5 protein-coding genes, 8 tRNA genes, 3 rRNA genes and 2 pseudogenes are annotated in these 15,693 nt (G+C 42.1%); 1 reads left to right on the forward strand and 17 read right to left on the reverse strand.

The features are described from left to right. Nucleotides 1–40 precede the first annotated feature (40 nt). From hda to P4S65_RS15720, 5 genes are all read right to left on the reverse strand, one after another. Complete coding sequence (hda, locus tag P4S65_RS15700; protein WP_007378325.1) at nt 41–751, reverse strand: DnaA regulatory inactivator Hda; 711 nt, start codon at nt 749–751, stop codon at nt 41–43. Beyond that, entirely contained in the window at nt 751–1,806 is a 1,056-nt protein-coding gene (locus P4S65_RS15705) for a DUF2066 domain-containing protein (RefSeq protein ID WP_033039151.1), read from the reverse strand. Before P4S65_RS15705 ends, hda begins: the two co-directional genes overlap by 1 nt. Before the next feature lie 221 nt (nt 1,807–2,027). Beyond that, nucleotides 2,028–2,142 (reverse strand): 5S ribosomal RNA (gene rrf, locus P4S65_RS15710). A gap of 211 nt (nt 2,143–2,353) precedes the next feature. After that, nucleotides 2,354–5,244, reverse strand: a 23S ribosomal RNA gene (locus P4S65_RS15715). A gap of 300 nt (nt 5,245–5,544) precedes the next feature. Then, a 16S ribosomal RNA gene (locus tag P4S65_RS15720) occupies nt 5,545–7,080 on the reverse strand. The 16S, 23S and 5S rRNA genes sit together here, the layout of an rRNA operon. 615 nt (nt 7,081–7,695) lie before the next feature. Here P4S65_RS15720 and P4S65_RS15725 point away from each other — a divergent pair. Then, nucleotides 7,696–9,111 (forward strand): alanine/glycine:cation symporter family protein, encoded by a 1,416-nt coding sequence (locus P4S65_RS15725; protein WP_337120552.1) that lies wholly within the window; start codon nt 7,696–7,698, stop codon nt 9,109–9,111. Between the two features lie 921 nt (nt 9,112–10,032). Here P4S65_RS15725 and P4S65_RS15730 read toward each other — a convergent pair. From P4S65_RS15730 to P4S65_RS15785, 12 genes and pseudogenes are all read right to left on the reverse strand, one after another. After that, nucleotides 10,033–10,119, reverse strand: a tRNA-Leu gene (locus tag P4S65_RS15730). A 38-nt stretch (nt 10,120–10,157) separates the two neighbouring features. Continuing rightward, a tRNA-Cys gene (locus P4S65_RS15735) sits at nt 10,158–10,231 on the reverse strand. 19 nt (nt 10,232–10,250) lie between these two features. Next, a tRNA-Gly gene (locus P4S65_RS15740) sits at nt 10,251–10,326 on the reverse strand. Between the two features lie 49 nt (nt 10,327–10,375). Beyond that, nucleotides 10,376–10,462 (reverse strand) — tRNA-Leu (locus P4S65_RS15745). 39 nt (nt 10,463–10,501) lie between these two features. Beyond that, a tRNA-Gly gene (locus tag P4S65_RS15750) sits at nt 10,502–10,577 on the reverse strand. A 64-nt stretch (nt 10,578–10,641) separates the two neighbouring features. Beyond that, a tRNA-Leu gene (locus tag P4S65_RS15755) sits at nt 10,642–10,728 on the reverse strand. A 37-nt stretch (nt 10,729–10,765) separates the two neighbouring features. Continuing rightward, nucleotides 10,766–10,839, reverse strand: a tRNA-Cys gene (locus P4S65_RS15760). A 31-nt stretch (nt 10,840–10,870) separates the two neighbouring features. Beyond that, a tRNA-Gly gene (locus P4S65_RS15765) sits at nt 10,871–10,946 on the reverse strand. A 213-nt stretch (nt 10,947–11,159) separates the two neighbouring features. Continuing rightward, entirely contained in the window at nt 11,160–11,705 is a 546-nt protein-coding gene (pgsA, locus tag P4S65_RS15770) for a CDP-diacylglycerol--glycerol-3-phosphate 3-phosphatidyltransferase (protein WP_033016396.1), read from the reverse strand. A 41-nt stretch (nt 11,706–11,746) separates the two neighbouring features. Further along, a pseudogene (gene uvrC, locus P4S65_RS15775) lies at nt 11,747–13,569 on the reverse strand (excinuclease ABC subunit UvrC). A gap of 10 nt (nt 13,570–13,579) precedes the next feature. Next, nucleotides 13,580–14,230: a UvrY/SirA/GacA family response regulator transcription factor gene (gene uvrY / locus P4S65_RS15780; RefSeq protein ID WP_007377972.1), complete on the reverse strand. Its 651-nt coding sequence runs from the start codon at nt 14,228–14,230 to the stop codon at nt 13,580–13,582. 107 nt (nt 14,231–14,337) lie between these two features. Continuing rightward, nucleotides 14,338–15,488 (reverse strand): annotated as a pseudogene (locus P4S65_RS15785) (dicarboxylate/amino acid:cation symporter). Nucleotides 15,489–15,693: the final 205 nt, after the last annotated feature.

Raw genomic sequence — 15,693 nt, forward strand, 5'->3', positions numbered from 1 at the left:
GCTTATGATAACTGAAAGCAGGGTCTAGATTCTAGACCTACTACAGCTTTAACGTTGATTTTATAAAAGGAATTGTTAATTTTCTCTGTGCAGCCATTGACGCATGATCTAATTTGTCGAGTACATCGAGCAAAGCACGCATATCACGGCTTAAACGCGTTAATAAAAAACGTGCACATTCATCACTTAATTCAAGGCCGCGCATATGGGCGCGCTTAACAAGTGCTTGTGCTTTATCGTCATCACTCATAGAGCGAATTTGAAAGGTTGTTCCCCACGTTAAGCGAGACTCTAAATCTGGCAACGTAATATTAAGCATGCTAGGAAGTAAATCGGCAGTTACTACTAACATCTTACCGGGTTCGTTAAACCGGTTAAAAAAGTTAAATAGTGCTTTTTCCCATGCATCATTCCCTGCAACTAAATGCACGTCATCAATACATAAAACATCAAGCGCTTCTAAACCGTCTAGTACCATAGGTCCAAAATCAATCACTTCGCGCATAGACAGTAGCATATTAGACAGGCCACGCTCTTGAGCTTTAATGCAGGTCGCATACAAAAGGTGAGACTTACCCGAGTCACCTAATCCACATAAATAGGTATACTGAAACGTTTTTGCTAACTTCGAAAAACTATCTTTCAAATGGTTAACTTCTAACGAATCTTCTCCACCAAAGTACGATGCAAATGTTTCGTCATCCGGTAAAGTAACCGGTAATGCCATTTGCATCGGCTCAGAAGTTAGCATTATGGCGTTATCCATTGATACTCTAAGCTATTTTTATCAACAACATGATAAAAAGCGCGTGGATCCTCATAATCTTTAAATGAGGAGTCTAACCCTAATCCTTTTTTAAGATCGCTTAGGTTACCAGTATGGTTTAGCTTAAACTCTACAAACTCCGGTGTTTTACGCACAATTTTAACTTGAGTAACAACGCTTAAACTCAATAACCTTCGTTTTGCTAATTCAACATCAATAAAACTTTGCGTGCCCTTTAGCGTAAGCATAGCAGTAGCTTGTTCATAATAAGCATTTGGATCAATAGCGTACTCGCTTGCAAGACCTCGTGCTAAGGTATCGATCATTTGGCTTACTATTTGCTGCTTATCACCCGTTAATCTATTTGAATCAAATAAATCATCATTTGTAAAACGCCAATCTAAAATCCAATTTTCGCTATCCGCTTCTTTATACATTCTTGCCGTAATACTTCGCTCAGCACTGTAGCGTTTAGAAGCCTCTTCTACTGGTTCTGAAAAGTTACCCCATACTTCAGGGATACCTACTAAACGTCTATCTTGTAAATCAAGTAATGGCACTACAACGGGTAGCCCCCGGCGTCCTGCCTTGTCATAAATTAACTGCTCTAGCTGCGGGTAACTTTCTTGTGTTACTAATTCTCTGCGCCAGTTGTCTTCAATACCTAGCCATATTGCAACTAATGGGCGCTGCACTCCCCATAAAGGTAAGTTTAATTCTTTGATTAGCGCGTTGATCTTTCGAGCTTCAAATTTAACAACGAGTTTCAATTGTCCATTTGCTCTCTCGTCATATTCAAACTTAAGCATATAATCAGAAATATCTTTAGTGCGTTGCTGTGCTAATTTATTTTGATCCGCAGTTTCATCACCGCTTACTTTCACTAAAACATTGAGTAAAGCTTTGCGACTCGCCGCTAATCGAGTATCTCGTGTTTTATCATCCACTTTTAAAATATCTTGATATAGATCAGTTACTTCAACTGCCGTTACAGAAAAACAAAATAAAATGGATATGGCACTAATTAATAATCTATACACAGGCTATTAGTTCTTGGTTTTAAACTGATTTGATCCTAAATCAAAGACAGTAACAAAGCAAAATTAAATTTGTTATCTAAGGAAATGAAAGTAATTGGCTTTTGTAGAAAGTAAAAAGATTAAATATAAATAAGTGCGTAGTACGCTATTCACCTACCCTTAACTTTATTGCAGACGTAAAAAAGCCCGACTATTTCTAGTCGGGCTCTCTACAATTTGAAGCCTGGTAATGTCCTACTTTCACATAGCAAATGCTACACTATCATCGGCGCTGTTTCGTTTCACTACTGAGTTCGGCATGGAATCAGGTGGGTCCAAAACGCTATTGTCACCAAGCAAATATGGTGCAAAGAATTAATGACAAGCACGTAGTGCTACCATTTTCTTTGCGCAAGGTGCCTCAACTTTAACGCTACGCGCTAAGAGTCACCTCTTGAATTTGGAAAATATCTGATAATATTTTTTAAGTCTTTCTAAGTAATTTCTACTTTAGTCATATTAACTTCTTCGCTTGCTTCACTATCACATAAAACGCGTTTGGCGTTGTATGGTTAAGCCTCACGGGTAATTAGTACAAGTTAGCTTAATGGCTCACACCACTTCCACATCTTGCCTATCAACGTTGTAGTCTTCAACGGCCCTTCAGAGACTTTAAAAGTCTAGTGAGAACTCATCTCGAGGCCTGCTTCGCGCTTAGATGCTTTCAGCGCTTATCAGTTCCGAACGTAGCTACCGGGCAATGCCATTGGCATGACAACCCGAACACCAGCGGTTCGTTCACTCCGGTCCTCTCGTACTAGGAGCAACCCCTCTCAATTCTCAAACGCCCACGGCAGATAGGGACCGAACTGTCTCACGACGTTCTAAACCCAGCTCGCGTACCACTTTAAATGGCGAACAGCCATACCCTTGGGACCGACTTCAGCCCCAGGATGTGATGAGCCGACATCGAGGTGCCAAACACCGCCGTCGATATGAACTCTTGGGCGGTATCAGCCTGTTATCCCCGGAGTACCTTTTATCCGTTGAGCGATGGCCCTTCCATTCAGAACCACCGGATCACTATGACCTACTTTCGTACCTGCTCGACGTGTCTGTCTCGCAGTTAAGCTGGCTTCTACCATTACACTAACCGTACGATGTCCGACCGTACTTAGCCAACCTTCGTGCTCCTCCGTTACTCTTTAGGAGGAGACCGCCCCAGTCAAACTACCCACCAGGCACTGTCCGTAACCCCGATTCAGGGGCCAACGTTAGAACATCAAAACTACAAGGGTGGTATTTCAAGGTTGACTCCACAACAACTAGCGTCGCTGCTTCAAAGTCTCCCACCTATCCTACACATGTAGGTTCAATGTTCAGTGCCAAGCTGTAGTAAAGGTTCACGGGGTCTTTCCGTCTAGCCGCGGGTACACAGCATCTTCACTGCGATTTCAATTTCACTGAGTCTCGGGTGGAGACAGCGTGGCCATGGTTACACCATTCGTGCAGGTCGGAACTTACCCGACAAGGAATTTCGCTACCTTAGGACCGTTATAGTTACGGCCGCCGTTTACCGGGGCTTCGATCAAGAGCTTCTCCCTAAGGATAACCCCATCAATTAACCTTCCGGCACCGGGCAGGTGTCACACCGTATACGTCATCTTGCGATTTTGCACAGTGCTGTGTTTTTAATAAACAGTCCCAGCCACCTGGTCACTGCGGCTCCCGTCCGCTTAGAGAGCAAGTCTCATCACAGATAGGAGCGTACCTTCTCCCGAAGTTACGGTACGATTTTGCCTAGTTCCTTCACCCGAGTTCTCTCAAGCGCCTTAGTATTCTCTACCTGACCACCTGTGTCGGTTTGGGGTACGATTCCATATAATCTGAAGCTTAGAGGCTTTTCCTGGAAGTATGGCATCAGCAACTTCATCACCGTAGTGACTCGTCTCGTGTCTCAGGTTTAGTGTTCGTCCGGATTTACCTAAACAAACGCCCTACTCACTTTCACATAGACTACCAACGCTATGCTTGCTTAGCCTGCTCCGTCCCCCCATCGCAATTATATCGAGTACAGAAATATTAATCTGTTTCCCATCGACTACGCCTTTCGGCCTCGCCTTAGGGGTCGACTTACCCTACCCTGATTAACATGGGATAGGAACCCTTGGTCTTCCGGCGTGGGAGTTTTTCACTCCCATTATCGTTACTCATGTCAGCATTCGCACTTCTGATACCTCCAGCATACCTCCCGGTACACCTTCAACGGCTTACAGAACGCTCCCCTACCACTCAGAATAAATTCTGAATCCGCAGCTTCGGTGCATAGTTTAGCCCCGTTACATCTTCCGCGCAGACCGACTCGACCAGTGAGCTATTACGCTTTCTTTAAAGGATGGCTGCTTCTAAGCCAACCTCCTGGCTGTCTGGGCCTTTCCACATCGTTTCCCACTTAACTATGACTTTGGGACCTTAGCTGGCGGTCTGGGTTGTTTCCCTCTTCACGACGGACGTTAGCACCCGCCGTGTGTCTCCCGGATATTACTTTACGGTATTCGGAGTTTGCAAAGGGTTGGTAAGTCGGGATGACCCCCTAGCCTTAACAGTGCTCTACCCCCGTAAGTATTCGTCCGAGGCTCTACCTAAATAGATTTCGGGGAGAACCAGCTATCTCCCGGTTTGATTAGCCTTTCACTCCTAGCCACAGGTCATCCCCTAACTTTTCAACGTTAGTGGGTTCGGTCCTCCAGTTGATGTTACTCAACCTTCAACCTGCCCATGGCTAGATCACCGGGTTTCGGGTCTATACCTTGCAACTAATCGCCCAGTTAAGACTCGGTTTCCCTACGGCTACCCTATTCGGTTAACCTCGCTACAAAATATAAGTCGCTGACCCATTATACAAAAGGTACGCAGTCACCCAACAAGTGGGCTCCTACTGCTTGTACGTACACGGTTTCAGGTTCTATTTCACTCCCCTCACAGGGGTTCTTTTCGCCTTTCCCTCACGGTACTGGTTCACTATCGGTCAGTTGGGAGTATTTAGCCTTAGATGATGGTCCACCTATATTCAGTCAAAGTTTCACGTGCTCCGACCTACTCGATTTCACTTAAAATGTCTTTTCATGTACGGGACTATCACCCTGTATCGTGGCGCTTTCCAGCAGCCTTCCATTAACACATAATAAGCTTAAGGGCTGTTCCGATTTCGCTCGCCGCTACTTTCGGAATCTCGGTTGATTTCTTTTCCTACGGGTACTTAGATGTTTCAGTTCTCCGCGTTCGCCTCGTTAACCTATGTATTCAGTTAACGATACCTGCAAGCAGGTGGGTTTCCCCATTCGGAAATCTTAGTCTCAAGCGCTTTTTACTAGCTTGACTAAGCTTATCGCAAGTTAATACGTCCTTCATCGCCTCCAACTGCCAAGGCATCCACCGTGTACGCTTAGTCACTTAACCATACAACCCAAACGGGTCTTTGTTTTGTGACAGTTTAACTTCGCCAGAAGTCAATATTGAATACTAAAGTAGATACCAATCAATCAACTCATAAGACGTTAACTAAATGGCACTCAATGGTACTGCTACCATTGTTTTTTTACTTTTGAAAACTCTTGATAAATACAATGTATTCATCAGAATTTTATTATCAGCTTTTCCAAATTTTTAAAGAGCATATTAATTAGTTATCCCAAAGGGACACGCACTAATTAACAATCATCTGTGTGGACACTACGAACAAATAAGTTCTAAATCGTATAAGGAGGTGATCCAGCCCCAGGTTCCCCTAGGGCTACCTTGTTACGACTTCACCCCAGTCATGAATCACTCCGTGGTAAACGTCCTCCCGAGGGTTAGACTATCTACTTCTGGAGCAACCCACTCCCATGGTGTGACGGGCGGTGTGTACAAGGCCCGGGAACGTATTCACCGCGTCATTCTGATACGCGATTACTAGCGATTCCGACTTCATGGAGTCGAGTTGCAGACTCCAATCCGGACTACGACGCACTTTAAGTGATTCGCTTACCTTCGCAGGTTCGCAGCACTCTGTATGCGCCATTGTAGCACGTGTGTAGCCCTACACGTAAGGGCCATGATGACTTGACGTCGTCCCCACCTTCCTCCGGTTTATCACCGGCAGTCTCCTTAGAGTTCTCAGCATTACCTGCTAGCAACTAAGGATAGGGGTTGCGCTCGTTGCGGGACTTAACCCAACATCTCACAACACGAGCTGACGACAGCCATGCAGCACCTGTATCAGAGTTCCCGAAGGCACCAAACCATCTCTGGTAAGTTCTCTGTATGTCAAGTGTAGGTAAGGTTCTTCGCGTTGCATCGAATTAAACCACATGCTCCACCGCTTGTGCGGGCCCCCGTCAATTCATTTGAGTTTTAACCTTGCGGCCGTACTCCCCAGGCGGTCTACTTAATGCGTTAGCTTTGAAAAACAGAACCGAGGCTCCGAGCTTCTAGTAGACATCGTTTACGGCGTGGACTACCGGGGTATCTAATCCCGTTTGCTCCCCACGCTTTCGTACATGAGCGTCAGTGTTGACCCAGGTGGCTGCCTTCGCCATCGGTATTCCTTCAGATCTCTACGCATTTCACCGCTACACCTGAAATTCTACCACCCTCTATCACACTCTAGTTTGCCAGTTCGAAATGCAGTTCCCAGGTTGAGCCCGGGGCTTTCACATCTCGCTTAACAAACCGCCTGCGTACGCTTTACGCCCAGTAATTCCGATTAACGCTCGCACCCTCCGTATTACCGCGGCTGCTGGCACGGAGTTAGCCGGTGCTTCTTCTGTCAGTAACGTCACAGCTAGCAGGTATTAACCATTAACCTTTCCTCCTGACTGAAAGTGCTTTACAACCCGAAGGCCTTCTTCACACACGCGGCATGGCTGCATCAGGCTTGCGCCCATTGTGCAATATTCCCCACTGCTGCCTCCCGTAGGAGTCTGGGCCGTGTCTCAGTCCCAGTGTGGCTGATCATCCTCTCAAACCAGCTAGGGATCGTCGCCTTGGTGAGCCATTACCTCACCAACTAGCTAATCCCACTTGGGCCAATCTAAAGGCGAGAGCCGAAGCCCCCTTTGGTCCGTAGACATTATGCGGTATTAGCAGTCGTTTCCAACTGTTGTCCCCCACCTCAAGGCATGTTCCCAAGCATTACTCACCCGTCCGCCGCTCGTCAGCAAAGTAGCAAGCTACTCTCTGTTACCGCTCGACTTGCATGTGTTAGGCCTGCCGCCAGCGTTCAATCTGAGCCATGATCAAACTCTTCAATTAAAAAGTTTTATGTCTTTCGACAGCTCAATGAATTCTGAATTTTTTAATATCTTTCGATATTGAATTGACTGTGCCGAATAATTACCGAAATAACTATTCTGTTGGTCACTCAGTTTTCAATTGAGACTCTAATTTGTTTGCCTCGCTAATTACCCATAAAGAGTAAGTAGTTTGGCTGTTAGAACTCAATCTGTACGAGTGCCCACACAGATGATTGCTTTATATTGTTAAAGAACGTTTTGAGTCGCTTTAGCGTCTCAAGGGATGCGAATAATACACCCTTTATTTTTCGAGTCAATACTTTGTTTTAAACTTTCTTTTTAGAAGATTTAAAACCGAAGTTTTATTTAACTCTCTAAGTAGTTCCTGCCTCGCTATGCGTTGGCCTTTCCCGTCTCAGTGGGGTCGCATTATAGGGAGCGGCGGATTTTACGCAAGCGTTATTTTCATAAAATAGTAATTAAAATTAAGCCCCAAGCAAGCGCACATGATAAGCACAAGTTACCCACAAAAGCCTGTTGATAACTCTGTTTTTGAACTTTAAAACTAAACACTTTTATCTTGATGTGATAAGTTGCGGTCACTTTTTTTAACTCATGTATTTAGGCAGTATCCATGACAGACATAATAAATAATATAAGTGCCCTTCTATGGGGGCAAGTTCTCGTCTACTTATTAATAGCAGCGGGCCTCTTCTTTACTTTTCGACTAGGCTTTATTCAATTTGTGCAATTTCCACATATGTTCAAAGTTATGTTTGGCTCTCGTAAATGTGCCGACAACGAAATTTCATCTTTTCAGGCTTTTTGTACTTCATTAGCTGCACGTGTTGGCACGGGTAACATGGCTGGCGTTGCTGTTGCTTTATATTTGGGTGGCCCAGGTGCTATTTTTTGGATGTGGACTATAGCCTTAATTGGTATGGCTACAAGCTTTGCCGAGAGTACCTTAGCACAAGCTTATAAAACAAAAGACGCCGAAGGCAATTTTAGAGGTGGCCCTGCTTATTATATGCAAAATGGTTTAGGTAAACGCTGGATGGGCGTTTTATTCTCGTTATGTTTAATTTTAGCCTTTGGTTTAGTATTTAACGCCGTACAATCGAACTCTATTGCTGCAGCATTTGAAGTCGCGTTTGATGTACCTAAGTATATAGTAGGCATTTTGTTGGTTATTGGTTCTGGCATCATTATTTTTGGTGGCCTAAAAACCATTTCACGTTTTGCTGAAATGGTTGTGCCATTTATGGCATTAGCTTACCTGCTGGTTGCTCTTTATGTATGCGCCACTAACTTTACTGCACTACCAGATGTGCTAGTGCTTATTATAAAAAGTGCTTTTGGTATTGAACAAGCTGGTGCTGGTGCTATTGGATACGGTGTCACACAAGCGATGATCCAAGGTATAAAGCGTGGCTTATTCTCAAACGAAGCCGGTATGGGTAGTGCAGCTAACGCCGCAGCTACTGCGACGCCTTACCCTCCTCATCCTGCATCACAAGGTTATGTGCAAATGTTAGGTGTATTTATCGATACTATTGTTATTTGTACAGCGACTGCTTCTCTTATATTACTATCTCAGCAATTAGTACCTGAATCTGGTGTTATGGGGATTGAACTTACACAAGCAGCATTACAAGAACATGTTGGCGATTGGGGTACTTACTTTATTGCTATTGCTATATTGTTTTTTGCTTTTACTTCTATTGTGGCTAATTACTCTTACGCTGAAACAAATTTAATGTTTTTAGAGCACAACTCTAATAAAGGTATGTTTATCTTTAGACTGGTGGTTTTAGGTATGGTGATGTTTGGTGCTGTTGGTGAGCTTGGTTTAATTTGGACGCTGGCAGATATATCAATGGGCTTAATGGCCATTGTCAACGTTATAGCGCTATTTATGCTTTCAGGTGTTGTTGTATGGCTTTCAAAAGACTATAACGAACAACACAAAAAGGGCTTAATACCCACCTTTGACAAAAGTAAGCATCCTAAACTTGCTAAAGAGGTCGATCCTGAGGCCTGGAAATAAACAACAACCAGCGAGCTACGGCTCGCTTTTTTAGTTCTAAAATAAAAAGCACTTACATTAAGTCACTCTACCCTTTATAAATGAAAAGCAGTTACGGACGATATGTACTATATAGATATTATCTAATTATTAGCTTAGATAAGACAACCTACAAAAAATAGGTGTTCAATGCCAATAATTCTGCATAAGTGCTTTATTGATTGCCTATTTGGAGTTCTCACCATAACTCTAGACTTACTATTACCCGTGATTTTTAACTTCCAATGAACATGTATTACTAACCAATTCGATAATTATACCAACCTGCATAAATCTTTAAGCAATTTAACAAATTAAATTGCACTATAACGTCGTTAAAAATTTTTTATTTAGAACAACCAGATACAAAAAATTTTGTCTAGTTCTAACGTAATTTTCTTAACCTTAAATAGACCCCATATATAAGCAGATTGGTATTACTTTATGCTACCAGTACATGAGTGTTTGAACTTTGCTTTCAAGGTTGTTTGCTCTCGAGGTGTAGATTGCTTTACTGTTTTGAATTTTTTAAAGCTAATGGCCTACTTTACTGGTTGGTATCATAAGTCTATGACGCTTAGTTCAGTTCAAAGTGTATTCATTAGCATTAGTACTGTGTGTCGCTAAGGATTGCATGGCTGGTTTATTTGAGGCGCTATAGGATTGGGTTTGGAAATATTACATTATGCTTACTCATATATATCTTTAATACAATAGATATACAAACTCTTAATGCACTATCACACAACGCTATTATTGGGTAGACTATGCATAAAATAGTGCATATCAAGATAATATAAATCATAGAAAACATAAAAATAGTAAATCAGGTTCTTGCTGGGTATTTTTTATATATTAGAAGGTGTATTAAATGGTTTTTAAGCGGAGTACTTAATATAAAGATGGTGCCCGAGGCCGGACTTGAACCGGCACGACTTGTTAGTCGAGGGATTTTAAATCCCTTGTGTCTACCAATTCCACCACTCGGGCATCGAGTTTGCTAATTAAAGCGTGTGGAGTAAATTATATGGAGGCGGAACCCGGAGTCGAACCGAGGTAAACGGATTTGCAATCCGGTGCATGGCCACTCTGCCATTCCGCCTAAATGTGTCCAAATAATTTGGAGCGGTACACGAGGCTCGAACTCGTGACCTCGACCTTGGCAAGGTCGCGCTCTACCAACTGAGCTAGTACCGCAAAATACTGTTTTATCAACTTTAAATCATCTTGGTAAAATAATTTAAAGTGGTGCCCGAGGCCGGACTTGAACCGGCACGACTTGTTAGTCGAGGGATTTTAAATCCCTTGTGTCTACCAATTCCACCACTCGGGCATCGAGTTTGCTATTAAAAGCAAGTGGATAAAACTAATATGGAGCGGTACACGAGGCTCGAACTCGTGACCTCGACCTTGGCAAGGTCGCGCTCTACCAACTGAGCTAGTACCGCATCATATTAATTCTAAATTAACCATTTTATAAATTACACTTGGTAATGCAATTAAACCACAAAGTGGTGCCCGAGGCCGGACTTGAACCGGCACGACTTGTTAGTCGAGGGATTTTAAATCCCTTGTGTCTACCAATTCCACCACTCGGGCATCGAGTTTGCTAATTAAAGCGTGTGGAGTGTTGAAATGGAGGCGGAACCCGGAGTCGAACCGAGGTAGACGGATTTGCAATCCGGTGCATGGCCACTCTGCCATTCCGCCCCTGTACGGGGTATTAACCTTAAGATAAACTTGGAGCGGTACACGAGGCTCGAACTCGTGACCTCGACCTTGGCAAGGTCGCGCTCTACCAACTGAGCTAGTACCGCATTTTATTTATCAGTTATTTTAATTATCACATGATTACTTATGCGAGTCATTTAGGTAACTGATTAATTACCGTTTTGTTTATCTAGGGGGCTATGCCCTCTCAACACGGACGCATTCTACAGAGATTATTAAACGCGTCAATACAAAAAATGCTAGTTTTGAACTGTTTGCTTGTTTTTTATCTAAAACGGTGCGTTATTATACATTTAGAGTTAATTTTTAGTCAATTCGCCCCACGCTGCACGTAAATATTGCAGCATTGAACTCAAGGTTAAAAAGGTCGCAATATACAGTAGTCCAAAACTTAAATAGTTCATCCACGTATCATATTGCCAAATCAAACCGATAATGGCTAACATTTGTGCAGCCGTCTTTATTTTACCCATATTTGATACGGCGACGTTACCACGCTTACCTTGCTCTGCCATCCATTCACGAAGTGCAGATATGATAATTTCACGACTTATTATAATAAGAGCGGGTATTGTCATATACATTGATTGGTACTGATCAGATAATGCGACTAGCGCAGCACATACCATTACTTTATCAGCAACGGGATCTAAAAAAGCACCAAAAGGAGTTGATTGCTCAAGCTTTCTTGCTAAATAACCGTCGAGTATATCGGTTATTGATGCAAGCCAAAAAATAAAAGCGGCAGCAAAAAAAGCCCAGCTATAAGGCAAATAAAATATCACCAAAAAAACGGGGATAAGAAAAAGTCTAAATGTTGTGAGTGTGTTTGGAATATTCCACATAACTACTTGGATATGTCTTTTTTCTATATTCGCATGTAGGGCTAGCCCTTGTCATGCAAATGGTTAAATATCTTCTCAGCCATGTCAGGGCTGATCCCAGGAACTTTCTTTAACTGTTCTATATTAGCAGCTTTTACTCCCTGCATGCCCCCTAAATATTTTAATAATGTTTGGCGACGTTTAGAACCTACTCCATTTATTTCTTCTAATAGTGATTGTGTTCGTTGTTTTTGACGTTTATTACGATGCCCTGCAATAGCAAAGCGATGAGATTCGTCGCGTATATGCTGAATCAAATGCAGTGCTGGTGCATCAGAATCCATTGGGATAGTTTTTCGACCACCGTCAATCAATAGTGTTTCAAGGCCTGGTTTACGGCTAGTACCTTTAGCAACACCGACCAATAATGGCATTTTTGTATGCGGCCAGTTAGAAAAGTACTGCTCCGCACGCCCCAGTTGCCCTTTACCACCGTCTATAAAGATAACGTCTGGAATTTTGTCTTCATCTACTAATTTGTTGTAACGCTTATTAAGCGCAAACTCCATTGCAGCGTAATCATCACCACCGGTAATACCCGTTACGTTATAGCGCCTGTACTCTTTAGTATTTGGTCCTTGAGAATCAAATACAACACAACTTGCAACAGTGTTCTCTCCCATGGTGTGGCTTATATCAAAACATTCCATTCGAGTAATATCGTCAAGTCGCAGTGTTGCTTTTAATTGTGCATAACGTTTATTAATAGAGTCTTGGGTACTTTGCTTAACTGCAATACTGTTTAATGCATTTTTGTTGGCCAGTTGTAAGTATTGAGCACGCTCACCACGGGTAACTACTTTAAGTATTACTTTGCGCTCACTTACTTGTGTGAGTGCTTCGCCGAGTGCATCGCTCTCTTCTATTTCAAACGGTAATATGATTTCTTTTGCAATACGCCCTGTTGCTCCAGGCGCTAAGTAGTATTGGCCTAAAAATGAGGTTAGGATTTCTTGCTCACTTGAATCTTTAGGTACTTTAGGAAAATACGTTTTACTGCCCAGTACCTTATGATCGCGGATCATTAATAAATGAATGCCATTTAATCCGTTTAAATGGGCAAAACCAACTACGTCCATTTCAGCAAAATTACCAGATATAGACTGTTGCTCCTGCATTTTACGAAGTAGCATTATTTGGTCGCGAACTTTTGCCGCCAGTTCAAAATTTAATTGTAGGCTGGCTGCTTCCATTTTTTTTATTAAATCAGCAATAACTTCGTGAGATTTACCCGTTAAAAACTTACGGACATAGTCAACTTGCTCGCTGTAATCATCATCCGTAACTTTATTCACACACGGAGCTGAGCAACGCTTAAGCTGATATTGCAGACACGGGCGACTTCTTGCGCGGTAATAAGCATCTTCACATTGACGAACAGGAAATATTTTTTGCATTAAGCGCAAGCTTTCAGATACAGCTCCTGCACTAGGGAATGGCCCAAAGTATTCGCCTTTAATTTTACGACTACCACGATGAAACGCTAAACGAGGGTGTTTATGGCTCGTTAGTAAAATATAGGGATACGACTTATCGTCGCGTAATAATATGTTATAGCGAGGCTGATATTTTTTTATTAGATTATTTTCAAGCAGCAGCGCTTCGGTTTCAGTATTAGTAAGTGTGACGTCAATATCACAAATATTACTCACTAAAACGCGTGTTTTACTGTCGGTAATGTTACTTCTAAAGTAACTGCTGACACGCTTTTTAAATGCTTGGCTTTACCAACATAAATAACTTGGCTATCACTATCAAGCATACGGTAAACACCAGGCTCGCTTGATAGCGTTTTGAGGAAATGTACGTGATCAAATTCAGACATAAATTATAGGTTAGTACGACACGTCTATATCAATCATTTTATGACGAATAGCTAAGTGGGTAAGCTCAACATCACCACCTACATTAAGCTTTTCAAACATACGGTAACGATAGCTATTTACTGTTTTAGAACTTAGGTTCAAACGTTCAGCTATATCTTGTGCTTTTTCACCTTTGGTGATCATAAGCATAATTTGCAGCTCACGTTCAGATAAGCTCTGAAAAGGGTTTTCATCTGTACGGCCGGTCACTTGCGCTAGCGCTATTTGCTGCGCTATTTCAGGAGCTATGTATCGCTGACCTGCATGAACACAGCGAATAGCACGCACCATTTCGTCAGAACCTGCACCTTTAGTTAAAAAGCCATGCGCGCCAATTTGCATTACTTTACTAGGAAATGGGTCTTCGCAATTAACAGTGAGCACAATAATTTTTACATCGGGACAGTAACGACAAATCTTTTTAGTCGCTTCTAATCCGCCCATACCTGGCATGTTCATATCCATTAATACGATGTTTGGCGCATGCTGACGGCAAAACTGTACAGCCTCTTCGCCGGTTTTAGCTTCGCCAATTACTTTAAACCCTCGTACGTCATCAAGAATGCGCTTGATGCCTGTTCGTACAAGTTCATGGTCATCAACTAAAAGTACATTAATCAATGGAACATCCTCATTTACCTAACAACATGCAATTTAATAAATTAATTTGCCACAGTAACATATATAAAGCGAGACAATAACTAATATTATTGTCTCAATCTAATAGTTTAAGATGATTTTTTATCGCTAAAACGATCAACCCATAATGCAATGATACCATCACCGGTTACATTACATGCAGTACCAAAGCTATCTTGTGCTAAATAAAGAGCAATCATTAATGCAACAGCGCCTTCATTAAACCCAAGCATGCTTGTTAATAAACCAAGCGCCGACATGACTGCACCACCTGGAGCACCCGGTGCTGCTATCATAACGACGCCGAGCATCATAATAAATGGCAATATCCCCATTAATGAAGGTACTTCCATGTTTGGCGATAAAAACATAACAGCCATTGCACACGTTACAATAGTAATAGTTGAGCCAGATAAATGAATGGTTGCACACAGTGGTACGGTAAAGTTTGCTACATCATCTTTTACCTTGTTTGCTTTACTTGATTGTAGCGAAACTGGAATTGTTGCCGCACTCGACATTGTCCCCAGTGCAGTAAAGTAGGCAGGTAGCATATTTTTAACTAATTCGATTGGATTACGTTTTAACAATATACCTGTCGCTATATATAAAACGCTTAACCATAACCAATGCATAACAAGCGCTGCAATTAGTACTACACCAAATGTTTGCAATGTATCTACCACAGTGCCTGCCACCGTCATTTCGGCAAATACACCTGCAATGTAAAATGGTAAAGCAGGGATAATCACTTTTGATAATAAACCGTCAATCACATCACGGCCCTGATCAGACACCTTTTTAAGCGTATCAAGTTCTAATTGGCTCATGCCTATACCAAATACAAAAGCAGTTACTAATGCGGTCATTACCCCCATCAGAGGTGGAATTTCTAAATCAATAAAGCTGCCAATTTCTGTAGCAACTTCTGCCTCGAATGTAATGCCACCGCTTAAAAAGGGATAACAGCACTTACTAATAAAAATGCAAGTGTACCGGCAATAATTGTAGAGCTATAAGCAAAGCCGACGGTTTTGCCAAGTAAGTGCCCTGACCCTTTTGGTAGGCCTGCAATACCCGATGCAATAAAAAATAAAATAATAAGTGGAATGGTAAAGGAGATAATTTGACCAATCAGCTCTTTTACTGTGAATAAAAGTTCAACACCCGTTATAGGTACGTAAAGTCCGACTAAAATACCGGCCACAATACCGGCAATTAATTTTAAGATTAACTTCATTGTGATTGCTTAATTGAATTTAGATACGTGTTTTTATCATGTTTTACCTAGCTTGTGTCATAAAACTGTTCAAGTGAAGTTCATTTGCACAAATAAACATCAATTGCACTTATTTTAAGTTAATTTTTAACTTAAATTGCTCAACTAATCTTCTCTCACTTACTTTAAAAATTTAGTACACACCTTTAATAACTAAAGTATCAGC

The organism is Pseudoalteromonas sp. B131b (assembly GCF_037162545.1).
GTDB classification, from domain to species: Bacteria; Pseudomonadota; Gammaproteobacteria; order Enterobacterales; family Alteromonadaceae; genus Pseudoalteromonas; species Pseudoalteromonas fuliginea.

Bases quoted from the DNA above. Each gene is read 5' to 3' on its own strand.
- hda (WP_007378325.1), bottom strand. From the start codon at position 751: ATGCTAACTTCTGAGCCGATGCAAATGGCATTACCGGTTACTTTACCG.
- P4S65_RS15725 (WP_337120552.1), top strand. From the start codon at position 7,696: ATGACAGACATAATAAATAATATAAGTGCCCTTCTATGGGGGCAAGTT.
- pgsA (WP_033016396.1), bottom strand. From the start codon at position 11,705: ATGTGGAATATTCCAAACACACTCACAACATTTAGACTTTTTCTTATC.